General features: G+C 50.4%; 20 protein-coding genes. 14 read left to right on the top strand and 6 right to left on the bottom strand.

Annotation, left to right across the window (positions count from 1 at the left end):
• Nucleotides 1–66: 66 nt before the first annotated feature.
• A complete protein-coding gene (locus tag L4174_RS15340; RefSeq protein WP_248144326.1) occupies nucleotides 67–1,368 on the bottom strand; it encodes an anaerobic C4-dicarboxylate transporter in 1,302 nt (433 codons plus the stop codon).
• A 279-nt stretch (nucleotides 1,369–1,647) separates the two neighbouring features.
• Between L4174_RS15340 and L4174_RS15335 the strand changes: the two genes are divergently transcribed.
• Complete coding sequence (locus L4174_RS15335) at nucleotides 1,648–2,190, top strand: FxsA family protein (protein ID WP_248144325.1); 543 nt, start codon at nucleotides 1,648–1,650, stop codon at nucleotides 2,188–2,190.
• 47 nt (nucleotides 2,191–2,237) lie between these two features.
• Here the strand turns inward: L4174_RS15335 and L4174_RS15330 are convergent, their stop codons facing one another.
• Nucleotides 2,238–3,611, bottom strand: a complete 1,374-nt coding sequence (locus L4174_RS15330; protein WP_248144324.1) for an MATE family efflux transporter — start codon at nucleotides 3,609–3,611, stop codon at nucleotides 2,238–2,240.
• Nucleotides 3,612–3,827: 216 nt separating this feature from the next.
• Here L4174_RS15330 and L4174_RS15325 point away from each other — a divergent pair, with 216 nt between their 5' ends.
• From L4174_RS15325 to L4174_RS15295, 7 genes are all read left to right on the top strand, one after another.
• Nucleotides 3,828–4,118, top strand: a complete 291-nt coding sequence (locus tag L4174_RS15325) for a co-chaperone GroES (RefSeq protein ID WP_248144323.1) — start codon at nucleotides 3,828–3,830, stop codon at nucleotides 4,116–4,118.
• 41 nt (nucleotides 4,119–4,159) lie between these two features.
• Nucleotides 4,160–5,800, top strand: coding sequence for a chaperonin GroEL (groL, locus tag L4174_RS15320; RefSeq protein ID WP_248144322.1), 1,641 nt, complete (start codon nucleotides 4,160–4,162; stop codon nucleotides 5,798–5,800).
• A 303-nt stretch (nucleotides 5,801–6,103) separates the two neighbouring features.
• The gene (locus L4174_RS15315; protein WP_248144321.1) at nucleotides 6,104–6,691 is read left to right on the top strand and encodes a hypothetical protein; all 588 of its coding nucleotides are present in this window, start codon (nucleotides 6,104–6,106) and stop codon (nucleotides 6,689–6,691) included.
• A 204-nt stretch (nucleotides 6,692–6,895) separates the two neighbouring features.
• Complete coding sequence (locus L4174_RS15310) at nucleotides 6,896–7,540, top strand: DsbA family protein (protein ID WP_248144320.1); 645 nt, start codon at nucleotides 6,896–6,898, stop codon at nucleotides 7,538–7,540.
• Nucleotides 7,541–7,582: 42 nt separating this feature from the next.
• Nucleotides 7,583–8,185: an NAD(P)H:quinone oxidoreductase gene (gene wrbA / locus L4174_RS15305; RefSeq protein WP_248144319.1), complete on the top strand. Its 603-nt coding sequence runs from the start codon at nucleotides 7,583–7,585 to the stop codon at nucleotides 8,183–8,185.
• Nucleotides 8,186–8,283: 98 nt separating this feature from the next.
• Nucleotides 8,284–9,177: a LysR family transcriptional regulator gene (locus tag L4174_RS15300; protein ID WP_248144318.1), complete on the top strand. Its 894-nt coding sequence runs from the start codon at nucleotides 8,284–8,286 to the stop codon at nucleotides 9,175–9,177.
• 158 nt (nucleotides 9,178–9,335) lie between these two features.
• Nucleotides 9,336–10,793 carry an ATP-binding cassette domain-containing protein gene (locus L4174_RS15295; protein ID WP_248144317.1) on the top strand — a complete coding sequence of 486 codons (1,458 nt, stop codon included), beginning with the start codon at nucleotides 9,336–9,338 and terminating at the stop codon, nucleotides 10,791–10,793.
• Between the two features lie 865 nt (nucleotides 10,794–11,658).
• On the opposite strand, the gene rimK is transcribed toward L4174_RS15295, so the two are convergent.
• The 4 genes from rimK to epmB form a co-directional block, all read right to left on the bottom strand.
• A complete protein-coding gene (gene rimK, locus L4174_RS15290) occupies nucleotides 11,659–12,558 on the bottom strand; it encodes a 30S ribosomal protein S6--L-glutamate ligase (RefSeq protein ID WP_248144316.1) in 900 nt (299 codons plus the stop codon).
• A 242-nt stretch (nucleotides 12,559–12,800) separates the two neighbouring features.
• A complete protein-coding gene (gene alr, locus L4174_RS15285; protein WP_248144315.1) occupies nucleotides 12,801–14,033 on the bottom strand; it encodes an alanine racemase in 1,233 nt (410 codons plus the stop codon).
• A 26-nt stretch (nucleotides 14,034–14,059) separates the two neighbouring features.
• Nucleotides 14,060–15,688, bottom strand: coding sequence for a methyl-accepting chemotaxis protein (locus L4174_RS15280; protein ID WP_248144314.1), 1,629 nt, complete (start codon nucleotides 15,686–15,688; stop codon nucleotides 14,060–14,062).
• A 447-nt stretch (nucleotides 15,689–16,135) separates the two neighbouring features.
• Nucleotides 16,136–17,158, bottom strand: coding sequence for an EF-P beta-lysylation protein EpmB (epmB, locus tag L4174_RS15275; protein ID WP_248144313.1), 1,023 nt, complete (start codon nucleotides 17,156–17,158; stop codon nucleotides 16,136–16,138).
• A gap of 32 nt (nucleotides 17,159–17,190) precedes the next feature.
• On the opposite strand from epmB, the gene efp reads away from it, so the two are divergent.
• The 6 genes from efp (at nucleotide 17,191) to L4174_RS15245 (ending at nucleotide 23,533) form a co-directional block, all read left to right on the top strand.
• Nucleotides 17,191–17,757: an elongation factor P gene (efp, locus tag L4174_RS15270; RefSeq protein WP_036750855.1), complete on the top strand. Its 567-nt coding sequence runs from the start codon at nucleotides 17,191–17,193 to the stop codon at nucleotides 17,755–17,757.
• A 103-nt stretch (nucleotides 17,758–17,860) separates the two neighbouring features.
• Complete coding sequence (gene epmA / locus L4174_RS15265) at nucleotides 17,861–18,832, top strand: elongation factor P--(R)-beta-lysine ligase (RefSeq protein WP_248144312.1); 972 nt, start codon at nucleotides 17,861–17,863, stop codon at nucleotides 18,830–18,832.
• Nucleotides 18,833–19,400: 568 nt separating this feature from the next.
• Nucleotides 19,401–19,628: a hypothetical protein gene (locus L4174_RS15260; RefSeq protein WP_254589103.1), complete on the top strand. Its 228-nt coding sequence runs from the start codon at nucleotides 19,401–19,403 to the stop codon at nucleotides 19,626–19,628.
• An 80-nt stretch (nucleotides 19,629–19,708) separates the two neighbouring features.
• Entirely contained in the window at nucleotides 19,709–19,978 is a 270-nt protein-coding gene (locus tag L4174_RS15255; RefSeq protein WP_248144310.1) for a hypothetical protein, read from the top strand.
• Nucleotides 19,979–20,157: 179 nt separating this feature from the next.
• Nucleotides 20,158–21,429: an HlyD family secretion protein gene (locus tag L4174_RS15250; protein ID WP_248144309.1), complete on the top strand. Its 1,272-nt coding sequence runs from the start codon at nucleotides 20,158–20,160 to the stop codon at nucleotides 21,427–21,429.
• Entirely contained in the window at nucleotides 21,422–23,533 is a 2,112-nt protein-coding gene (locus L4174_RS15245) for a peptidase domain-containing ABC transporter (RefSeq protein ID WP_248144308.1), read from the top strand. Before L4174_RS15250 ends, L4174_RS15245 begins: the two co-directional genes overlap by 8 nt.
• Nucleotides 23,534–23,601 lie beyond the last annotated feature (68 nt).

Below are 23,601 nucleotides of genomic sequence, written 5' to 3'. Positions count from 1 at the left end.
ATACCTTATCGGTTTATGTCTGTCAGACCGGATAAATACCGCAGAGTTTCATATCACAGACACTTCTCAGGCAAGTATAGGCCCCAGCAGGAAGCCCAGCGCCACGGAAGCGGCGATTGTTGTCACACCTGGCAGGAAGAAAGGATGGTTAAAGACCAGCTTCCCGATACGGGTTGAGCCGGTATCGTCCATTTCCACGGCGGCCAGCAGCGTCGGGTAGGTGGGCAGGACGAACAGCGCACTGACCGCGGCAAAAGAGGCGACCGTAGTCAGCGGTGAAACGCCGATGGCCAGGGCTGCGGGCATCAGGGCCGTCGTGGTGGCGCCCTGCGAATACAGCAGCATGGAAGCAAAGAACAAGGTCACCGCCAGCATCCAGGGATACTGTGCCAGCAATTCACCGGCCACGGTTTTGATGCCCTCAATATGGCTCGACACAAAAGTATCGCCCAGCCAGGCAACCCCCAGCACGCAGACGCAGGCACTCATACCGGATTTGAAGGTTGCGGCACTGGCAATTTGCCCGGCATCAATTTTGGTGAACAGGACAATGGCCATGGCGGCAGTCAGCATGAAAACCATGATGGCCTGGTTACGTCCCATTGCCGGATCAGGAATGAGTCCGACTGCATCGGAGATCAGGGTGGCGTAAATGACCACGGCTGCAATGGCTGCCAGAAAGATGTAAGTGGCAGGCTTGGCAGTGACCGGGATGTTTCTGACCTGACTGCCTTTGACCCGGACCAGCCCTTTGGCGAGCCGTTCCTGATACACCGCGTCATCTTTCAGCTCGCAGCCCTGAAAGCTGGCGACCAGGGCACCAAGCATACAGGCTCCGAAGGTACTCGGAATACAAATGGCCAGCAAAGTCAGGTAGCTGATGCCCAGCGGTTCCAGCAGCCCGGAGAAAAACACCAGCGCGGCGGATATTGGCGAAGCGGTAATGGCTATCTGAGAGGAAATTACCGCAATCGACAGGGGGCGTGAGGGGCGAATGCCCTGCTCCTTGGCGACCTCTGCAATCACCGGCAGGGTCGAAAAAGCCGTGTGTCCGGTACCGGCCAGCAACGTCATGACGTAGGTAACCATCGGCGCGTAAAAGTTGATGCGTTTGGGGTGCTTGCGCAGAAAACATTCGGCCAGGTCGACCAGCCAGTCCATCCCACCGGCAACCTGCATGGCAGCAATGGCGGTGATGACCGACATAATAATCAGGATCACATCGACCGGAATATGACCCGCTGGCAGGCCCAGTCCGAGAGAGAGCACCAGCACGCCGGCACCGCCCGCAAAACCAATGCCGATTCCGCCGATCCGGGCCCCAAGAAAAATAAAAGCAAGAACAATGAAAAGCTCAATTCCAATCATAACCGCTCCGAGAGTGACGTGATTGAAACCGGTAGGGTCAACGGTTCCTTGTTTCGGGACCGGTTTCTGCGCAATCTTTGCTAACAAATGTGTTTGCCAACCATATCACCTTCGCCAGACCCTGAAATTGATTCAGAATGGTGATCCGGTTAAAAGCATCCGGTGCTAGGGTTGAAAATCAGGGGAATCCCGCCATCATAGACAACATCAAGGGTATCGGCGCATGGAGCTGCCGGTGTCCGCATTTGTTTTGTTTGCCAGCCTGATCAAGGGGTGTTTGTGTTTCCTGTTCTTTTACTGCTGTTTATTCTTGTCCCCGTCATTGAAATTGCGCTTTTTATTCAGGTTGGCGGGGTACTCGGGCTGTGGACCACGCTGTTTCTGGTTCTGCTGACGGCGATTGTGGGGGCATCGCTGGTGCGCAGTCAGGGGATTGCTACCTTGCTGTCGGTCCAGGATCGGCTTAATCAAGGTGAACTCCCGGCGCAGCAGATCCTGGAAGGTGTGATGCTGGCCGTGGCCGGGGTGCTGTTGCTGACGCCGGGTTTCATGACGGATGCCATGGGCCTGATTGTGCTGCTGCCGGGGCCGCGTGCCGCGATTGCCCGTTATCTGATGACCAAAGTGAAGATTCAGAGCATGCATCAGAATGGTTTCGGTGGCGGGTTTGGGTCGCGAGGGCCGTTTTCTCACCGTGATCCCTTTGGTCATGATCAGAGTGACAACCAGCAAGGGGACGTTTTTGACGGTGAATATGAGCGTAAAGACGACAAAGGAAAGCGTCAAAACTCAGACGATGACGATCAGCATCGTCTGCATTAAAAAAGCATTTCGGATTTAAAAACAGGCAGCCACGGCTGCCTGTTTTGTTATTTCCCGACCATCACTTCCGGTGATGGCACATGCCAGCGCCGCAGCCTGCGGGCATACACCAAAGCCGCCAGTCCGCACAGCACATTGGCGACTGCAATGCCAGTAAAAAGGCCCTCCGTGCCGTTGACCCAGCTGCCCAGCCAAGCGGCGGGCAGCAGCAGACCAAAGAGCCGGATCAGGTTCCACAGCAGGGCCTGAAACGACAGATGCAGCGCATTGAGGGCATTAATCAGCTGCATGCAGATGGCCAGTAAGCCATAACTGGCCGGGACCAGGATCAGGTAATGCCAGAGCTGGGTCCGGACCGCTTCATCCTGACTGAACAGGGCGGACAACGGCCAGCTGAGCGGCACCATCATGATGAACACCAGGAACTGGAAGCCTAATGCAAATTTCATCGCCTTGAACAGAGCCTCAAAGGCCCGGCGGGGTTGTTCAGCACCTAAATTTTGCGCCATGAATGGCATCAGAGCAGAGCTGAGTGCGATCATGACCAGCATCAGCAGCGATTCAATCCGCATCGCAGCGCCATAGGCAGCCACTGAGGCCGTCCCCTGAGCCGCAAGCAGCACCATGATTAAAGCATTCGACAGGGGCGTGAGTGCATTCGACAGCCCGGCTGGTGTCCCGATATGGAGGATCTGCCGCCAGTCGGCAAAGATGAGCCGGAGATCCGGCATTGCCAGCAGCTTTTCCCGTACGATTAAGATCCGCAGTGACCACACCAGCGCCACCGCCCAGCTGACACCGCTTGAAATGGCAGCACCCCGGACACCCAGTTCAGGGAAAGGGCCGTAGCCAAATATCAGCAGCGGATCGAGCACTCCGTTGATCACGCCGGCCAGCATCATGATTTTCGCCGGGGTTCGGGCATCGCCGGTGGCCCGGATGGCACTGTTCCCGGCCATGGGGATCACCAGCAGCGGAATCGCCAGATACCAGACCGCCATGTATTCATGGATGATCGGCAGCAGGTTTTCTTCCGCGCCCAGCAGGCGGAACAGCGGATTGATGGTCAGCAGCCCCAGTCCGGCGGCCGCGACGACCAGAAGTACCGCCAGTAATAGCCCGTGGCTGGAAACCCGTGCGGCGGCATGGTCATCTCCGCTGCCCAGCAGCCGGCCGATGCAGGCGGACAGGCCGACCCCGACGCCCATGGTGATGGAATTCAGGGCAAAGGTGACAGGAAACGTGAAGCTGACAGCGGCCAGCGCCTGGGTGCCCAGCAAAGAAATAAAGAAGGTATCGACCAGATTGAACATCAGAATCGCGATCATCCCAAACACCATGGGAATGGTCAGGCGTCGTAAAACTTCCGGGATCGGGGCCGACAGCAGCCCATGTTTATCTGGTCGTTCTGATCGGGTCATAAGGTTCTCAAGTTCGCTTTTGCCAGCCCACCCTAAAGCAAAGAGTGTGATCCGGCAAAAAATCTGGCAGAAAAAACAAAAAAATTTAACGACAGGACTTGGGTTCCAGAAAAACGACCCAACATGTCTAAGGAACAGATTTCGTGAGCCGGACAAACTGACCGGCTCGCTTTCAAACAAACCTATGGATATTACCAAAATCAGGAGAGACGACCGATGAATATTCGTCCTTTACATGACCGAGTGATCGTTGAGCGCCAGGAAGTTGAATCTAAATCTGCTGGTGGCATCGTTCTGACTGGTTCTGCTGCAGAAAAATCTACCCGCGGTACTGTACTGGCTGTGGGCAAGGGCCGCATTCTTGAGAATGGTTCTGTGCAGCCGTTGGACGTCAAAGTTGGTGATACTGTCATCTTCTCTGAAGGTTACGCGACCAAGACCGAGAAGATTGAAGGCAAAGAAGTTCTGATCATGTCTGAAACTGACATCTTGGCAATTGTTGAATAATCCATTCACCTCGAATCAAGAAATAAGAAAGGAAGTTAAACATGGCTGCTAAAGACGTAAAATTTGGTAATGACGCTCGTGTAAAAATGCTGGAAGGTGTGAACATTCTGGCTGACGCTGTCAAAGTTACCCTGGGCCCGAAAGGCCGTAACGTGGTTCTGGACAAGTCGTTCGGTGCTCCAACCATCACTAAAGATGGTGTATCTGTTGCGCGTGAAATTGAGCTGGAAGACAAGTTCCAGAACATGGGCGCACAGATGGTGAAAGAAGTTGCTTCTCAGGCAAACGACGCTGCCGGTGACGGTACAACGACTGCAACGGTTCTGGCTCAGTCGATTGTGAACGAAGGTCTGAAAGCTGTGGCTGCGGGCATGAACCCGATGGATCTGAAGCGTGGTATCGACAAAGCTGTGGTTGCTGCGGTTGAAGAACTGAAAGCACTGTCTCAGCCTTGTGCAGACAGCAAAGCGATCGCACAGGTGGGTACGATTTCTGCGAACTCTGATGCGACGGTTGGTAACATCATTGCTGAAGCCATGGAAAAAGTTGGTCGTGATGGCGTGATCACCGTTGAAGAAGGTCAGGCGCTGCACGATGAGCTGGACGTTGTTGAAGGCATGCAGTTCGACCGCGGTTACCTGTCTCCGTACTTCATCAACAACCAGGAAGCAGGCAGCGTGGATCTGGAAAGCCCGTTCATCCTGCTGGTTGATAAGAAAATCTCGAACATCCGTGAACTGCTGCCAACGCTGGAAGCGGTTGCAAAAGCTTCTCGTCCGCTGCTGATCATTGCAGAAGATGTTGAAGGTGAAGCGCTGGCGACACTGGTTGTGAACAACATGCGTGGTATCGTGAAAGTGGCTGCTGTGAAGGCACCAGGTTTCGGTGACCGTCGTAAAGCGATGCTGCAAGACATCGCTGTGCTGACTGCAGGTACTGTGATTTCTGAAGAAATCGGCATGGAGCTGGACAAAGTGACTCTGGAAGATCTGGGTCAGGCCAAGCGTGTCAGCATCACCAAAGAAAACACCACTATCATCGATGGCCATGGTGAAGAAACTGCGATTCAGGGCCGTGTGGTTCAAATTCGTCAGCAAATCGAAGAAGCGACTTCAGACTACGACAAAGAGAAACTGCAAGAGCGTGTTGCTAAACTGGCAGGCGGTGTTGCTGTGATCAAAGTTGGCGCTGCCACTGAAGTTGAAATGAAAGAGAAGAAAGACCGCGTTGAAGATGCCCTGCACGCAACCCGTGCTGCGGTTGAAGAAGGCGTGGTTGCCGGTGGTGGTGTTGCCCTGATCCGTGCGGCTTCTAAACTGACTGAGCTGACTGGCGACAACGAAGAGCAAAACGTAGGTATCCGTGTTGCGCTGCGTGCCATGGAAGCGCCAATCCGTCAAATCACCCGTAACGCTGGTGACGAAGAGTCTGTCGTTGCGAACGAAGTGAAGAATGGCGAAGGTAACTTCGGTTATAACGCTGCAACCGGCGAATACGGCGACATGCTGGACATGGGTATCCTGGATCCAACCAAAGTAACCCGTTCTGCACTGCAATTTGCAGCGTCTGTTGCTGGCCTGATGATCACCACCGAAGCGATGGTGACTGAACTGCCAAAAGGCGACGCGCCAGATATGAGCGCCGCGATGGGCGGTATGGGTGGCATGGGCGGCATGATGTAATCAGCCCCGTCATCTGTGATGAATCAGAAAACCCGCTGAAAGGCGGGTTTTTTTATGGATGATTTTTTTCTTTCACGTCTATGTTAAGTGACTGATTTTATATTGTGGTGTTTCTACCGATTTTCTGAAATCACGCTGTCCCTCAGTGATTTTTCTTCTTATCGATCTTCAATTTTTCAGATCAGCCCGTATCGTTCGCTGTTTTATTTCACAGAAACTCTGATGTTGATATCCGTCCACCTTCAGGAGTTTTCCATGTTCAGCAAAGCGATATTGAGAGCAACCCGGTTAAGTAAAATCAGGATGAGAAAAATCATCCTGCTGATTGCAGCAAGTGGTCTCTGGATGACCGGAACCGCGCATGCCAGTGAATCGGAGCAAGCATTTATTGACCAATACCATCTGGATGCTCAGATACATCAGATCCCGGGCAATGAAATGCTCTCTGACGAGCGTCTGAGTGAGATGTTTCAGGCTCAGGCCAGAAGCATGACGATTTGCCGCGGAGATTTCATTCCGGACGGCTATGTGATCACCCGAACGACGGTGGATTTTAACTGTGGCAGCTGGCAGCACAGTGATAATGCTTACATTCTTTCACTGGCCCCGAAAGATGGTTCGACGTTCAGAACCTGCGCGGGGTATCACAGCCGTGTCTATGACGGTTTCGTGATTATCGCGAATATTTACAATACGGCTTGTAATTTTGGCTCCGGCAATTCTATCAACGGCAGTACTCAGGTGTATGCGGATAAGTACAGATCCAGCTTTACTGTGTGTGCCAATTCGCCAATCCCAAGTAACTATACCCGCGGCCGACATCATTTTTCTGTCAGTTGTAAGGTGGGGACCGGCATGGGCAACAATGCTTATGTGATCACCCGAAATTAAAATCTATTTCATCCTTTCCTGATGTTGCCTGCGGAAAATCGCAGGCTTTTAACCCTTGCAAAAAATCGATAATACCCCCCAATTCTTTGCAATTTTTTTCCTGCCGCTTTCCCCCTAAGATGATTCCTGAGCTGAACGAACAGCGTGTACTGCCTGGCCAGGCTTTGAATTTGATGTCCTGAATCTGAATTGAGGAAACGATTAATGTCGGATACAAAGCCAAAAATCACCCTGGAATTTTTTCATGATGCCGTCTGCGGCTGGTGTTATGTCCTGAGCCCAAGGCTGCGCAAGCTGGCTGAGCGGGCAGATGTGGCAGTCAAGCAGCGCTGTTTTGTGTTGCAGCGCAATGATGCGGAAATGATCCAGCGTTTTGGTTCGCTGGAAGCGGCAAAACAGGAAATTCTGAATCACTGGGTCGCTTGTCAGCAGCATGCGGATGATCCGGGCCGGTTTGAGATTGAAGGCATGCGAGCCAAGCCATTCTCTTACCCGAGCGGATATCTGGCGGCGCTGGGGGCGAAAGCCGCTGAGCTGATGGGGAATTCGGATACCCATTGGGATTACTTTGATGAAATTCAGCATCTTCACCTCAAAGTGAATGACAACATCGGCGATCGTGACGTGATCATTGCTGCAGCCGGAAATATCGGGCTGGATACCGTGCGATTCGAAGCGCTACTGGACAGTGACGACGTGCGTGATGCGGTCGAAGTGGATCTGAAACGTGCCCGGGAGTTTAAGCTGCGCAGTATTCCCAGTCTCATCATCAATGGTGAGCAGGTGGTTTCGCAGACCCTGACGGAGCAGGCACTGTTGCAGTTGATCAGCAATGAACAGGCAGCTTAACCGAAAGACACCATTTTCATCAGATTGAGGCGGGGAAATACAATGAATACAAAAGTTTTAGTGCTTTATTACTCCAGTTACGGACACATTGAAACCATGGCCCATGCGGTGGCAGAAGGGGCACGAAGTGCCGGCGATGTGGACGTTGATATCAAGCGGGTGCCTGAGCTGGTGCCGGAGGACATTGCGAAGAAATCCGGTATCCGGTTCGATCAGCAGGCACCGCTTGCCAAGCCGCAGGATCTGGCAGAATACGATGCCATTCTCTTTGGAACCCCAACACGTTTCGGCAATATGGCCGCACAGATGCGGAACTTCCTGGATCAGACCGGCGGGTTGTGGTTTGAGCAGAAACTGGTTGGCAAAATTGGCAGTGTGTTTACGTCGACGGGAACCGGCGGCGGCAATGAAACGACAGTGCAGTCGTTCCATACCACGCTGTTTCACCATGGGATGGTGGTGGTTGGTTTGCCTTATACATCGCCAGAACTGGCCGATGTATCGGAGGTGAAAGGGGGCTCGCCGTTGGGCGCGGCCTGTATCGCCGGCGGAGACGGTTCCCGCCAGCCGTCGGTCAAAGAACTGGCGATGGCACAGTTTCAGGGGAAACATGTGGCGACCCTGGCGAAAAAACTCAGTCAGTGAAGCCAAAGGTTCAGGAACGGCCTTCCATCAAGAAGGTTGTTGCCTGAACCCGTATTTTTCGGTCATAGTGCTGACTTCATATGAAAAGGGATGAGTTTATGCCGATTGCGCGTGTCACGCTGGAAATGTGGCGGGCTTTTATCGCCATTGCTGAGCAAGGCAGTGCGGCCAAAGCGGCTTTGCAGCTGAACAAAAGCCAGTCTGCAGTCTGTCACAGTATCAAGAAGATGGAGTCTTTACTGGGGCAGCCGCTTTTTGTGGTTGAAGGCCGGATCTCCACGCTGACCGAGCTGGGGCGTGAACTGCTGCCGCGTGCACAAAGCCTGCACCATAATGCAATTCAGATTGAAACTCTGGCTTCGAAATATCAGGGACAACTGATGACAGAGGTGAGCCTTGCGGTGGATGTGCTGCTGCCGCCTGCTTTCACGCAGGAGATTTTTGAACGCTTTTACGAAATTTACCCGGCGGTATCGCTCCGGGTGTATGAAACAGCGCTTTCCGGCGCGGGCCAGTTACTGGAATCCGGAGCGGTGTCTGTGGCGATTGCCAGCCAGCTGCCGAAAGAAACCATTCTCGAGCCTCTGGCAGAGGTGGCGCTCTGTTGTGTCTGCGCCCCATCGTTTCCGCTAGCCGCTGCGAGACAGGTTTTTCAGCCTGCCCTCAAAGATTTCCGCCAGGTGGTGATCCGCGATTCGGGCACCCGGGACACTGACAGCGGCTGGCTGGGGTCACACCAGCGCCTGACGGTGAGCAGCCTTGCCGCCGCGGTAACCTCGGTCAAACGGGGGCTGGGTTTTGGCTGGCTGCCGGAGGGTGCCGTGGCTGAACTGCTTGAGCAAGGGGACTTAGTGCGTGTTGATCTGACCCATGGCGGCAGCCGGACGGTGAAACTGCAGCTGGGGATGAACCCGGAGCAGGCTCATGTCGGTGAAGTCAGTACCCTGTTTGAATTATTCCACAGCCTGAAGGTGCTGGCGGCATCCTCTTGAGCCGGATCAGTCGGCCCACACAATGTTCTGCAGCGCATCGCCGAAGTCGCAGCTTCGGCTTTTTATTGTCTTTAAAGTCAACTATGCATGGAAATTGAGCAGTAAGTTCTGCACTATGAAAGGCTCTCAGGAAGTCTGCATCACAAGGAACGTCTGACATGCGCATTGCGTCTTTAAAACACCATACGGAATCAGCGTCGCTGTCCATTGAAAACTGGCAGATTGAACCGGCACAGCACTGGGGCATTTTTTCGACACACAGTCATGCCGCTTCGTTGCTGGTACGCATTCTCAGCGGTGAACTGGAACCGGCGCACGGAAAGATTCACGAGTTACCTCAGCGGGTTGCCTGTATTTCGCTGCATGAGCAGCAGCGGCTGCTGGAGCTTGAACTGGAAAAAGATGACAGCGATTACCTCGATAGGATTGATTTCGGTTCGACCGTTGAAGCGCTGGTGCTGGAGGCGGGATGCCCTGAAGCGGAACTTGATGCCTTGCTGGATAAGGCCGATTTAGGTCAGCTTCGCCACCGCGGCTTTCGTCAGTTGTCGACGGGAGAAACCCGCCGGGTCATGCTGGCCCGGGCGCTGGCAGCTGCGCCAGAATTACTGATCCTGGATGAACCTTACGCCGGGTTAGATCTCGCACACCGCAAGGCCTTATCCGTGTTGCTCGAAGAATTATCTGAGCAGATGCAGTTACTCATTGTGACGTCCCGGGAAGACGAGCTGCCGCCTTTTATTACCCATGTTGCCTTGTTCGATGAGCAGCAGTTGTCGCAGACGCTGACTCATGAAGCATGGCTGACCCATCCGGTGATGGCGCAAATGAAGGCGTTATCTGAACAGAAGAGCGATGCCATGCTGGCGCTGGTGCAGGCGCATCAGGCCTCGCATGATTATCCGAATCCTTTGGTGGAGATGCATCACGTTAAAGTCGAATACGTCGGCGCAACCATATTTACCGGGGTGAACTGGCAGATAGAGCAGGGCCAACACTGGCAGGTCCGCGGTCCGAACGGCTGCGGCAAGAGTACCTTGCTGGGGTTGATTCTCGGTGATCATCCGCAATGCTACAGCAACGATATTCGGGTCCTGGGGATGAAGCGCGGCAGCGGTGAAACCATCTGGGATGTGAAAAAGCATATTGGTGTGGTTTCGTCAGCCCTGCATCTGCAATACCGGGTGAGCTGTCCGGCCCTGGATGTACTGTTGTCGGGTTTTTATGATTCCATCGGGCTTTATCAGCAGCCGAGTCAACAGGAAATCCAGCTGGCCCGGGAATGGCTGAGCTTGCTGGAAATGACGGCGCTGGAAAAAGTGAGCTTCCGGGAACTGGATTATGGTCAGCAACGGCTGCTGTTGATCGGCAGGGCTTTGATCAAGCAGCCAGCACTGCTGATTCTGGATGAACCGTATCAGGGTCTGGATTTCCTCAGCCGTAAACTGGTGTTTCGGGCACTGAACCGTATCGCTTCGACCGGACTGAGTCAGTTGTTGTATGTGACGCATCATGAAGAGGATACGCTGGATGCCATTCAGAACTTCGTCGATTTCGAAGCTGAACCGTCAGGCGGTTACCGGGTGCACCTGCAAACATCATCTACCATGATTTAGCAGGTCATTGCCCCGAAAAGCTGCCAGGCCCGCAATCGCGGGTCTTTTTTGGGGCGTCTTTCTGTGGCCAGCCCGCTCATTCTATTTTTCGGGGTGAGCTAGATGATGTTTGTGCCGCTCAGCGTCTGACTGACTGGCAATTCAATCCGGACACAGTCTTTTGCCAACGCAGTCTGTCGCCAGCAAAACCGCGGCCACGGCAAAAGCTGCATCTCTTGAGCAACTTTGATGCAAAGCTGCGCTGAATATCAGGCTTCAATGCTTGCCCGGAAAAAAGCGCGAAAAGCTGTACACTTCATAAAGACTATTAAAATCAATAGATTGTACTTTAGGTTTTGCTGAAATTTGTTTGAGTGGAATCGTGAGCAGCAATTCGCTGAATTGAAACAAAAAAGCTGTCTGTTGTGTTTTGCGAAAAATTTGTTCGAAATTGTTCAGCAACGTTATTATGCCATGATGCGCCTGACACAGGATAAGTCAGTTGATCCGGAAAAAAGCGGGGAAAGCTGTACACGATATAAAACTATTATCGATCAATGTGTTAGGTGTTGATTTCGTTGTTGCTAATTTAGCTTTCATTTTTGTTCATCAATAAGCTGAAATCTAATAAGAAAGCTGTACGGAATGGCGTTTTATCTGAGAGCTGTGAGAAGCAGCCTGTTTTGACAAGAAAAGTTGTGTGTCTGAGTTCGTCGGGAAAACTGCCTGAAAAGCTGTACAGGATTTAAATTTATTTAAAAACAATGATTTAGCGTCTGGTTTTTTAAGGTGCAGTCTGGTGTGATTGAGCGCGCAGGAATTTGGTGATTTTTAAATGGTAAGCTGTACAGGCTGCGCAAAGGGTGTCGCAGCCTGTGCTTTGAAATTACTGATCCTGGTGGCGACGTTTTTTCTTGGCGTGCTTTTCAATGTATTCCACGATCATCCCGGCAATGTCTTTGCCGGTGGCATGCTCGATACCTTCGAGGCCCGGAGAAGAGTTCACTTCCATGATCAGCGGCCCGCGGTTGGAGCGAAGCAAATCCACGCCTGCCACATTCAGCCCCATGGCTTTTGCCGCCGCGACTGCGGTGCGGCGTTCTTCCGGCGTGATTCGTACCAGAGACGCGCTGCCGCCGCGGTGCAGGTTTGAACGGAATTCGCCGTCTGCGGCCTGACGTTTCATCGACGCGATGACTTTATCACCCAGCACAAAGCAGCGAATGTCGGCGCCGCCGGCTTCGGCAATGTATTCCTGGATCATGATGTTGGCTTTCAGGCCCATGAAGGCTTCGATCACGCTCTCTGCCGCTTTCTGGGTTTCTGCCAGCACGACACCAATGCCTTGTGTGCCTTCCAGCAGCTTGATCACCACCGGTGTCCCGCCAACCATTTTGATCAGGTCTTTGACGTCGTCCGGTTTGCTGGCAAAGCCGGTGATCGGCATGCCAATACCTTTGCGGCTCAGCAGCTGCAGCGAGCGCAGCTTGTCACGGGAGCGTGAAATCGCAATTGACTGGTTGATGGAAAACACGTTCATCATTTCAAATTGACGCAGGACAGAACAGCCGTAAAAAGTAATGTCGGCGCCGATACGCGGGATAATGGCATCAATGCCCACCAGATCATGCCCTTCAAAGTGAATGGATGGCTGGACGGAATTGATGTTCATGTAGCAGCGCAGGGCGTTAATCACCACCGCCTCATGGCCGCGTTGCTCGCAGGCTTCACGCAGGCGTCGGGTGGAATACAGGTTTGCGTTCTGGGACAAAATGCCAATTTTCATCGTGTTCTCATCAACAAGCTGGAGGAATCTGAGCTGTTTGGTTGGCGATCCTGATATTTCAGCTCAGTAAAACGGACGCAGAATATGCCTTGAAAGCGACCAGGAATCGAGAGGTAGGACCATGATCTCTTTTGATGGTGACGAGAAGAAAATTTGCTCAATCCGGGGGAAGCCAGTACAGATGCTGTCTGGAAAGGTCCCCTGAGACCAAAGGGGGAGGATGGCCTCAGGGGAGGGCTGAATTATTTCAGCACTTTCGGGTTTGAAACGCCCCACAGGGTGTAGAGTTCAGACAGAATTCGGCCTGAACGATCTTCGGTTTCCCCAATGGTGATTTCGTCTCTGCCCTGGCGGCCGAACAGCACGACTTCATCGCCTGGCTTCACGCCTCTGATGTCGGTGATATCAACCATGGTGGTGTTCATGGATGCGCTGCCCAGAACTTTGGCACGCTGACCATTGATCAGCACTTCACCGACCCGGCTCAGTGAACGCGGGAAAGCATCTGAGTAACCAATTGGCAGGTTGGCCAGTACTGAGTTACGTTTCAGGGTTTCAGTCTTGCTGTAACCGATCGTTGAACCGGCTGGCAGACGGTGGATGGAAGCCACCTGAGTTTTGAACGACACAATACGTTTGTACTCAGGGAACTCAGGCGTTGTGTCACCGTACAGCGCACCACCGGTACGAACCATGTCCAGCTGGGCTTCCGGCACCATCAGCGTGGTGAAAGAGTTAGCCACGTGCAGCAGAACGTCATCACGCTCCAGTGCAGTGTGGTTGAAAATCCACTGGCTGTCCTGCTTGAACTGGCGCAGACCATCGCGAATTTCATCCAGATTTTCGGTCGGGAAGTGGGTCATGATGCCCACGATCTGCAGGTGCTTGGTCGCGACAATCTTTCTGGCTTCTTTTTTACCGTTCTTAGTCCGCATTTCCAGACCGTTACGGCCCATATTGGCGGAGTTCAGGGCCAGGTGTACCGGAATGACAGTGCCGTGACGTTTCGCGATGCGGGCAATGATTTTCGCCTGCTGCTTGGTCCCGATCAGCTCTTCCAGATTCAGATCAACGGCCGCCTCAATTTCAGACGGTGTTGCTGCACGCAGACGCATCAGACGACCATGAAAGCCCATGTCGCGAACCAGTTGTGCTTCGGCGTTGCTGGTGATTCCCACGCAAGGAATTCCGCTTTGGATGACCGAAGGCAGCAGGTTGGCAATACCGTTCCCGTAAGCGTCGGCTTTCATGACGGCACAGATGTCCGTATTCCGGCCAACGTAGTTTTGCAGGTGCGCAATGTTGGACTCAAAGGCAGCTTTGTCTACCTCGACCCAGGCATTTGACGACTGTACTTCATCCATGCTGTGTGCTTGTTCAATCGCTGGCAGGGTTGGTGCCGCGGTTGCCTGCATAGAAGCAGAAGTCGTCCCCATCATTGCGAGGGCAATCAGTGAGTATTTAAAGTTTTTCATTGTGCGTCTCTTTTTCTTGTTTCGGATTACAGGGTGAACTGATTGACGACTTGACGCAGTGCATCAGCACGGCGTTTCAGTTCGTCGACACCCTGTTGAGCTTCCATCGTCGACAGGCGGTTTTCCTCCGCGCTGTCACTCAGGGAAGCAACGTTGCGAGACAGATGATCTGAGGCGTGAGCCTGCTCCTTGACCGAACCGGCGATTTCTTCCATGCCGGAACTGACCGCTGAGATTTCCTGATTAAAGGAACTGAGGGATGCGTTGGCCTGATCAGCATGCTGAACGCTGTTGTCGACACGTTCGACAGCGGTCTGCATGGTCTGCGTGGTATCACTGGTATCAGTCTGGATGGAACTGATCATCGTACTGATTTCCACGGTGGCTTTGGCTGTCCGTTCAGACAGCTGGCGCACTTCATCGGCAACGACGGCGAAGCCACGGCCCTGGGTACCGGCACGGGCAGCTTCGATGGCCGCATTCAGAGCCAAAAGGTTGGTCTGATCGGCAATGTCTTTGATCACTTCGACAATGGAGTTGATTTCACCGGCACGGCTGTCGAGTTGTTGCAGTTTGCCTGCAACGGTATTGGTTTCCCGCTGCACTGACTGCATGCCGCGGACCGCGTGTTCAATGGCTTCGACTGTGCTTTGGGTCAGCATTTCAAACTGGCCCATTTGCTGATTGGCATTATCGACAATTTCGGTGATGCTCTGGGCACTGGCTGCCAGCTCTTCGATGGCGGTGGCACTGCTGCCGACATGTTCAGACTGGGTCATGGAGCGATCGGCAACGGCGCGGATCAGCATATCCAGCTGGGCACTGGTTGCTGCAACGCTGTCGGATGATTGCTGAACTTCCAGCATGCGGTCACGCAGGGCAGCCATGAAGATATTGAAGGAGTCGGACATTTCACCGATTTCGTCCTGGCTGCGTACTTTGACCCGCTGATTCAGATCCCAGTTGCCATTGGCCAGAGAGCGCAACACTTCGTTCAGGCCGTTAATCGGCGTGACGATCAGGTTGGCAATCATGCGGCCGACAATCACTGCCAGCACCAGGAAAATGGCTGCCACAATGAAGGTTTTCTTCAGGGTTTCCGCCTTCACTTCATCAATGTCTGTCAGCTTCACATCAATACCGATGACATGCACTTCGCCGTTGTTGCCACGGAATGGCACAAAGACCGAACGGTAACGGCCAAACTCACCCTGATAGCTTTGGTATTGTTTCTTTTCGGTGCGGAATGCTTCGAAGAGCATCTCAGGAACTTCATCGTATCGCTCCAGATACCAGTTCTTATAGTGACCGCGCTTCCATTCGTCTGTACTGCGATTGATGTAGGTGTAGTAAATCTGGCCATTACGACGCACGGTGGCATAAGCCCACTCCAGTTTTGCTCCCTGAGTGAAGTGCGTCAGATGGGATGAAATCTCGTCATAAAGCGCATCGTCCCGGCCATTCTCATCGTTCGGTAAGTCGCCGATGAGCTGTTCCACGGCATGCGCAGCCGTGTTCAGTTCAGTATCAATGCTGTTCATCGCTGAATTGACCAGCGTGTTATAGGAAATCGCAGACAGGGCCGCGATGATGATAAGCGCGATGGCTGTGAACAGCATCGAAAGCTTGGTTTTCAGATTCCAATTAGCAGTCATGACTATTTCCGAATGGTAAAGGTGATATGAATCACAAAAAAGAGCGATACCTGAGTATTCGGCGGCCAGTCTAATGACAATATTAATAGTTTCAATCCGAATAAATGTTTAAATTTTATTTGTTTTTGTTTTGTTAAATTATATTTTTATAGTTGTTTATTTTGATGTTTAACTAAATGACAGGATGTTGTTTTTGTTGCGAAAAATGGAGTGATCGTCACGAATTGGGGAAGGCTAAAAGCTTAATTTTGCTGCCTTTGCACCGGAGAAATTCAATAACCTGTGTCAATAGTTCAGGACCCGGCAGGACGTCATGGCAGTCAAAGGCGGCGAATCCGGGAAAAAAGATAAAAGCAGTTTTTTCAGGCAAAAGTTAGTGTGAAAAAATAAAAAGGCCAAAGGAAAACCTTTGGCCTGAAATATCTCCGGTCTGTTTCGGGGGATGAATTATTCCAGATGAAGATCCAGCGGTGTTTTACTGGTGCGGCCGCCGATCTCCCGGGCCAGTTTGGGAACAAGATAGCCGGAGACTTTTGCCATCAGCCCGGCCATGATCTGGCGGGCTTCGTCATCGCCGACCAGAAAATGAGCCGCGCCCTGCACTTTGTCCAGCACGTGCAGGTAATAAGGCAATATCCCGGCATCAAACAGCGACTCACTCAGTGCAACCTGTGCTGCAACCGTATCATTGATGCCACGCAGTAACACGGCCTGATTGAGCAGGGTGACACCCGCTTCCCGCAACGATGCCATCGCCTGACTCAGTTCGTCACTGATTTCGTTGGCATGGTTGATATGCGTGACCAGCACGGTCTGCAACCGGATCTGATTCAGCATTGTGCAGAATTCCGGTGTGATCCGGGCCGGGATGACGACAGGCAGGCGGGAGTGAATCCGCAGCCGTTTGATGTGCGGAATCGCTGCAATGGCTTCAATCAGCCAGCGCAGTTCGCTGTCTTTGGCCATCAGCGGATCACCGCCGGAAAGGATCACTTCATTCAGCTCCGGGTGCGCGGCAATATAGTCCAGCGAAGCCTGCCACTGGCGTTTGCCGCCCGGGTTATCCTGATATGGGAAATGGCGGCGGAAACAGTAACGGCAGTTGACGGCACAGCCGCCTTTGACGATCAGCAGGACCCGGTTCCGGTATTTGTGCAGCAGTCCCGGCTGGTCATTGTCTTGTTCTTCGAGCGGATCGTGTGAATAGCCTTCATGCACCTCAAATTCTTCGGCCAGCGGCAACACCTGCCGCAGCAAGGGATCATGCGGGTTGCCAATTTCCATTCTATCGACAAAGCTTTTGGGGACACGCTGCGCAAACAATTTTCTGGCTGCCAGACCTTCCTGCCAGGGGGCGGGATCAATCTTCAGCAAATGAAGCAGTTCAAGCGGATCCGAGATCGCATTGGCTAACTGTTCGAGCCAGTTTTGCTCAACAGGGGCGACGTTTCGGGTTATGATGTGCGGCATGAAAATAACTCGAAGATGTTAAGAGGAAAAAAATGGCGTCTTTCAGCACGAATGAATTCCGCGGCGGAATGAAAATTATGCTCGATAATGAACCATGTGTCATTATCGAAAACGAATTTGTGAAGCCAGGCAAAGGCCAGGCATTCAACCGAGTCAAAATCCGTAAGCTGCTGTCTGGCAAGGTTCTGGAAAAAACCTTCAAGTCGGGTGACACAGTCGAAGCGGCAGACGTCGTGGATACGGATCTGGATTACCTGTACAACGACGGTGAATTCTACCACTTCATGAACAATGAAACCTTCGAACAAATCGCAGCTGATCTGAAAGCAGTGGGTGATAACGCGAAGTGGCTGGTTGAAAACAACACCTGTACGCTGACCCTGTGGAATGGTAACCCAATCGCTGTGACGCCACCAAACTTTGTTGAGCTGGAAGTGGTTGAAACGGATCCGGGCCTGAAAGGTGATACGCAGGGTACCGGCGGTAAGCCTGCCACTCTGTCTACCGGTGCAGTGGTTCGTGTACCGCTGTTCATCCAAATCGGTGAAGTGATCAAAGTTGACACCCGCTCTGCTGAGTACGTCAGCCGCGTGAAGTAATTCACCGCGCGATCAGACAAGGGCCGCATCATGCGGCCTTTGTTGTTTTCATGTCCCCGTTTTGTCTTCGCAACTTTCGACTCAGATGAAAAAAGATTCTTCTATGACTATGCACTGGCAACCGACGGCTGATCTGGCGAACCTGCGCCAGCGGGCTGCGATCCTGGCTTCGATCCGACATTTTTTTGCCGAACGCGGCGTACTGGAAGTGGATACCCCGGCGATGAGTCAGGCGACCGTCACCGATATTCACTTGCATACCTTCCAGACTGAGTTTGTCGGACCGGGGTTTGCCGACGGCCAGACTCTGTATCTGATGACCAGTCCGGAGTTTCACATGAAACGTTTGCTGTCGGCGGGCAGCGGGCCGATTTATCAGATCTGTAAGTCATTCCGCAATGAAGAGTCCGGTCGTTACCATAATCCGGAATTTACCATGCTGGAGTGGTACCGCCCCGGCTTTGACCATCATGCGCTGATGGATGAAATGGATGCTTTGCTGCAACAGGTGCTGTCATGTGGCGCGGCAGAACGGATGAGTTATCAGCAGGCGTTTTTACGGGTGCTGAAGGTGTGTCCGCTGACTGCATCGATGGACGAGCTGAAACAAGCGGCGCTGCCGCTGAATCTGGGCGATGTTGCTGCTCATGAAACCGATCGGGATACTCTGCTGCAACTGATGTTCAGCATGGGCGTCGAACCGGTGATCGGCCAGCAGGTGCCGGCTTTTGTCTATGATTTTCCGGCCTCGCAGGCCGCACTGGCACGGATCAGCCCGGCTGATCATCGTGTGGCTGAGCGCTTTGAGGTTTATTTTCAGGGCATTGAACTGGCGAACGGCTTTCACGAGCTGTCCGATGGTGATGAGCAGTTGACTCGTTTTGAATCTGATAATGCCAAGCGCCTGAGCATGGGGTTGACTGCCCAGCCGATCGACCATCACTTAGTTGCCGCCCTGAAGGCTGGTTTTCCGGACTGTGCCGGTGTGGCGCTGGGTATCGACCGTCTGATCATGCTGACGCTGGGCCAGACGCATATTGCGCAGGTGACCGCTTTCCCGGTCACTATCGCTTAATTCCTCCGGCGGTCCGGCCGGATTCAAAATCCGTTTCCTTCGGGAGTGGCGGTTCAAGTCCGCCATCGGTACCATAATTCATATGACAAAGCCTCGACGTAAGCCGGGGCTTTGTTGTTTCTAGGCTAATCAGAAGCTTACTTCAGTTTTCTTTCAGTTTTATCAGCACTTTTCTCGCCCCAATAAACTTCCTTTATCCGTCTAAAAATCTTTCCCATGGTCCATATATGGTGCATCGCATGTCGATTCTGTGCGCAAGGGAATTCTAGTCAGTCCAACAAACTCCGGTAACTTCAAAGTCACAAGCCAGTATTACTAATGGCTTTGGGTGGGAAGAACCATGGTGACTTTACGATGCTATGCGCTCCTGGTTTGGCTGCTATGTGGTTACGGATCATTTTGATGGGTTGACGAAAAGTTGGTTTTAGATTGGCGGTTTTGAGTTGTATGCGGTTAGTGCGCAGGGGGTTCTCATGTTCAAAAAAAAAATAAAATACTTTGAATATATGCAATTAAGAGTATACTCACCTCGTTTCTTAGTAACCACAAGTAAAGTAAGGATAATTAAATGCGTGAATTAAACTCAATCGAAATGGTTAGTGTGGCTGGCGGGTTTGGCTCCGGTAATGGCAACGGTAATGGTAGTGGTAATGGTAATGGGAATAGCGGCGGTAACGGCGGTCAGTGCAATGGAGGTAACGGCGGTAACGGCGGTAATGGCGGTAATGGTGGTAATGGTGGTAACGGCGGTAGTTGTGGTGGCGGTAACAATGGCAATGGTGGTTCTAAACATTAACTAGAGAGTTAAATAACGACCTACCACTATTAATAAGGTGGGTCGTTATAAACGATTTACTTCATAACCTAGGAGAAAATATGCGTGAATTATTAGATTCTGAAATTCAACTTATTGCCGGAGGCTCGCAATGTGATGGTGGTAGAGGTGGTGATGGTGGAGTAGGAGGAAATGGTGGTAGAGGTGGTGACGGCGGAACATGTGGGTCTGGCAACGGTGGGAACGGAGGCAATGGAGGACCTGGAGGCAATGGCGGTGATGGTGGAAATGGTGGTCCGGGTGGTAAAGGAGGAAAAGGCGGTAAAGGTGGTGTGGGAGGACATGATGGTAAAGATGGTAAAGATGGTTAAGTATATGTCGTTAACATTCGTATCCAAAGCTTGGTCAGGCATTCCCCGAAAACAAGTTTAATGTCGATGCGATTGATGTGTAATGTCGCTTAAATAATCAAGCGACATTCACATGAGCAATATTGAAAGATGTCACTCAATGAATTTTCGGTTTTTGAGTTTACTAAGGGAATAAGTCTGTGTATCGCCCAGAAGCGGTTAATAACCAGAAAATGAAGTGGCGTGGGCGGGTAATATTACTTCCTGGCATCCCTTTTTGGATAAGTGCAGGTTTGACTATTTTATTTATTGTTTTTTTTCTATTTGTGATCATAACTTGCAGTTATACCAGACGGATGAATGTAACCGGTGAAATATCCACTTATCCTCGTTCATCTACTGTTTATTCCAGTGTTCAAGGGATTATTACAAAGCAGTTTGTGAAGGAGGGGCAGCTTCTTAATAAAGGTGATGCTATCTACCTTATCGATGTGAGTAAAAGCACACGTAGTGGTGTGGTTGGTAATAAACAGCGATATGAGATTGATAGTCAACTAACGCGCATTAACGAAATGATAGATTTATTAAAAGGAAATAAAAAAAACACACTGAACATGTTGGCTAGGCAGAAAGTGCAATATATGGCTGCTTATAAACACTCAGTCGATATCATTGAACGAGCCAGAGATGGGATTCAAATCATGAAAGCCAATATGGATAATTATCGACGTTATCAGGCTATGGGACTTATCACAAAAGATCAATTGACCAATCAAGTGGCATTATATTATGAACGTCAGAATAATATGCTTGGTTTATCTGCTCAAAGTGAACAAAATGCATTGCAAATTACTACCATAGAAAGTCAAATTCAAATTCAGGCGGCTGATTTCGATAATCAAATACATAAATTGGAACTTCAGCGATATGATTTGCAAAAGGAGCTAATCAATATTGATGTTGACCAAGAAATTATTGTTCGAGCACTAGCAGATGGTCGGGTTGACTCTCTTAGTGTTACTGTGGGACAGATGGTCAATAAAGGTGATAGTTTGTTACAACTCATCCCCCAAAAGATTGACCATTACTCTCTTATCATTTGGGTGCCAAACGAAGCCGCTCCATACCTTGATATTGGAGATAGAGTCAATATTCGCTATGAAGCTTTTCCTGCTGAGAAGTTCGGTCAATTCAGTGGAACGGTTACTCTTATATCAAGAACACCCGCATCTCCCCAAGAAATGATGACATACCGAGGCTCTCCAAAAGATGTATCCGCCGCTATTCCTTACTACAAAGTGACTATAAGACCAGAAAAACACGTTATTTCTTACGGTGGTAAGCAATTGAGCTTGGAAAATGGAATGAAAGCAGAGAGCACATTGTTTTTAGAAAAAAGGAAAATATATCAATGGATGTTTTCGCCATTCTACGATATGAAAAATAGCGCTAGAGGGCCCATAAATGAGTAGGCTTCCTTTTAAAAAACTCATCAATAGGTTGGATCTTCACTTGTGCAGCCGCGTTCCTGTTGTACACCAAATAGAGTCCACTGAATGTGGGTTGGCCTGTTTGGCGATGATATGTGGTCATTATGATAAACAAATAGATCTCTTCTCATTACGCCAGCAATTCAATCTGTCCACACGTGGAACAACGCTGTCGGGTCTTAATAATATTGCTGACCAGTTGGGGCTCGCTTCACGCGCTCTGACTCTTGAACTGAATGAGCTTAGCGCTTTGAAGATCCCATGCATATTACACTGGGATTTTAATCATTTTGTCGTGCTCGTGAGTGTCAAACAAAATCGTGCAATACTTCATGATCCTGCTCGAGGTCGACGAACTGTTAAACTAGAAGAAATGTCACAGTATTTTACAGGAGTAGCGCTAGAAGTTTGGCCAAGTAGTACCTTTAAATCTGAAAAAGTACAGAATCATTTCAACCTAAGTGCTCTGATGGGTAGGGTGCATGGTCTTAAGAAAACTTTAGGCAAAATATTTTGCCTTTCACTCATTGTTGAGTCTATAAATCTGCTGATACCAATAGCTACCCAACTAGTGATGGATCATGCTATTCCTGCTGATGATGTTGGCTTATTGACTCTTATATGCGTCGGGCTTTTACTTTTCACTTTGTTGCGCTCAGCGTTAAGTGCCGTGCGTTCCTGGTCTTCGATGGTTATGGCGACATTGATCAACGTCCAGTGGCAAGCAGGGCTATTCAATCATTTGATGCGCCTGCCTTTAAGTTATTTTGAACGTAGGAGGTTAGGCGATATCCAATCTCGATTCGGTTCATTGAATACACTACGTGAAACATTTACGAACAGTGTGATTGGTGCTTTGATAGATGGAACAATGGTGATTGGCGTTCTTGTGATGATGCTTCTTTATGGAGGCTGGCTTACAACAGTTGTCTTGGGATTTACCTCTCTATATGTTCTCGTAAGGCTATTGACCTACCGTATGTACCGAGAGATGTCGGAAGAGTGGTTAGTTCGGGATGCGCGAACCCGTTCGTATTTCATGGAAACATTATATGGTATTGCTACCATTAAGATGCAGGGGATAAGTGATCGAAGAGCTATTCATTGGTTGAATTTGGAAATTGATACTATTAATACCGATATAAAAATAAATAAGATGGATTTACTTTTTGGTGGAGTAAATGCATTTATTGGTGCCTTCGACCAAATAGTTATTTTATGGTTAGGAACACGGCTCGTTATTGACAATCAAATGACGATCGGGATGTTCGTTGCTTTCGGTGTTTTTAGAGAACAATTTTCAAACAGAATGTTTTCATTAACGAATTTCCTTTTGCGATTGCGAATGATGAATCTTCATAACGAACGAATTGCAGATATAGCACTTAATCCGCAAGAAAAGAAGAAAAATGATATATTATTCGTTAGCACAATGAAGCCGGTATCATTAAAAACATATGCACTTAGCTACCGATACGATAGTTATTCTTCTGATATTTTTCGAGAATTGTCTCTCTATGTTTCAGCGGGAGAAAGTGTCGCCATTACAGGACCTTCAGGATCCGGGAAAACCACCCTAATGAAAGTTCTTTGTGGGCTAATTGAACCACAATCAGGAAAAGTAATGGTAGATGATCATGATATTCAACAGATGGGGTTAAATAACTATCGGAAAATAATTGGCTGCGTAATGCAAGACGACAAGTTATTCTCGGGATCGATTCGAGATAATATTTGTGGTTTTGATGAGTCAGTTGAGCAGGAGTGGTTGGAAGAATGCGCCAGAGCTAGTTATATCCATGACGTCATCATGAAGATGCCGATGGGGTACGATACTCTGATTGGTGAATTGGGTGAAGGTTTATCTGGTGGTCAGAAGCAGCGTATTTTTATCGCTCGTGCACTTTACCGAAGACCGGGAGTTTTGTTTATGGATGAAGCTACGAGTGCATTAGATCATGATAGTGAAACTTATATCAATAAGGCAATCAGGCAGCTAAATATTACCAGAATCATTATAGCGCATAGGGAAACGACTATTGCTTCAGTTGATAGAGTTATTTCATTAACGGCCTTATCTAATTAGCAATTACTGAGTATTATCTTTATATGGGTTTCTGAATGAATAGCAAAATACCCTTAATGTTGAAATGT

This window comes from Photobacterium sp. CCB-ST2H9 (assembly GCF_023151555.2).
In the GTDB taxonomy this organism is placed as follows: domain Bacteria; phylum Pseudomonadota; class Gammaproteobacteria; order Enterobacterales; family Vibrionaceae; genus Photobacterium.
Note: the sequence above shows the minus strand (reverse complement) of the source record. Positions and strands in the feature narration are given on the sequence as shown.

Coding starts and splice junctions, on each gene's coding strand:
- L4174_RS15340 (WP_248144326.1), bottom strand. CDS start 1,368: ATGATTGGAATTGAGCTTTTCATTGTTCTTGCTTTTATTTTTCTTGGG.
- L4174_RS15330 (WP_248144324.1), bottom strand. CDS start 3,611: ATGACCCGATCAGAACGACCAGATAAACATGGGCTGCTGTCGGCCCCG.
- L4174_RS15325 (WP_248144323.1), top strand. CDS start 3,828: ATGAATATTCGTCCTTTACATGACCGAGTGATCGTTGAGCGCCAGGAA.
- groL (WP_248144322.1), top strand. CDS start 4,160: ATGGCTGCTAAAGACGTAAAATTTGGTAATGACGCTCGTGTAAAAATG.
- L4174_RS15315 (WP_248144321.1), top strand. CDS start 6,104: ATGAGAAAAATCATCCTGCTGATTGCAGCAAGTGGTCTCTGGATGACC.
- L4174_RS15310 (WP_248144320.1), top strand. CDS start 6,896: ATGTCGGATACAAAGCCAAAAATCACCCTGGAATTTTTTCATGATGCC.
- wrbA (WP_248144319.1), top strand. CDS start 7,583: ATGAATACAAAAGTTTTAGTGCTTTATTACTCCAGTTACGGACACATT.
- L4174_RS15300 (WP_248144318.1), top strand. CDS start 8,284: ATGCCGATTGCGCGTGTCACGCTGGAAATGTGGCGGGCTTTTATCGCC.
- L4174_RS15295 (WP_248144317.1), top strand. CDS start 9,336: ATGCGCATTGCGTCTTTAAAACACCATACGGAATCAGCGTCGCTGTCC.
- rimK (WP_248144316.1), bottom strand. CDS start 12,558: ATGAAAATTGGCATTTTGTCCCAGAACGCAAACCTGTATTCCACCCGA.
- alr (WP_248144315.1), bottom strand. CDS start 14,033: ATGAAAAACTTTAAATACTCACTGATTGCCCTCGCAATGATGGGGACG.
- L4174_RS15280 (WP_248144314.1), bottom strand. CDS start 15,688: ATGACTGCTAATTGGAATCTGAAAACCAAGCTTTCGATGCTGTTCACA.
- epmB (WP_248144313.1), bottom strand. CDS start 17,158: ATGCCGCACATCATAACCCGAAACGTCGCCCCTGTTGAGCAAAACTGG.
- efp (WP_036750855.1), top strand. CDS start 17,191: ATGGCGTCTTTCAGCACGAATGAATTCCGCGGCGGAATGAAAATTATG.
- epmA (WP_248144312.1), top strand. CDS start 17,861: ATGACTATGCACTGGCAACCGACGGCTGATCTGGCGAACCTGCGCCAG.
- L4174_RS15260 (WP_254589103.1), top strand. CDS start 19,401: ATGCGTGAATTAAACTCAATCGAAATGGTTAGTGTGGCTGGCGGGTTT.
- L4174_RS15255 (WP_248144310.1), top strand. CDS start 19,709: ATGCGTGAATTATTAGATTCTGAAATTCAACTTATTGCCGGAGGCTCG.
- L4174_RS15245 (WP_248144308.1), top strand. CDS start 21,422: ATGAGTAGGCTTCCTTTTAAAAAACTCATCAATAGGTTGGATCTTCAC.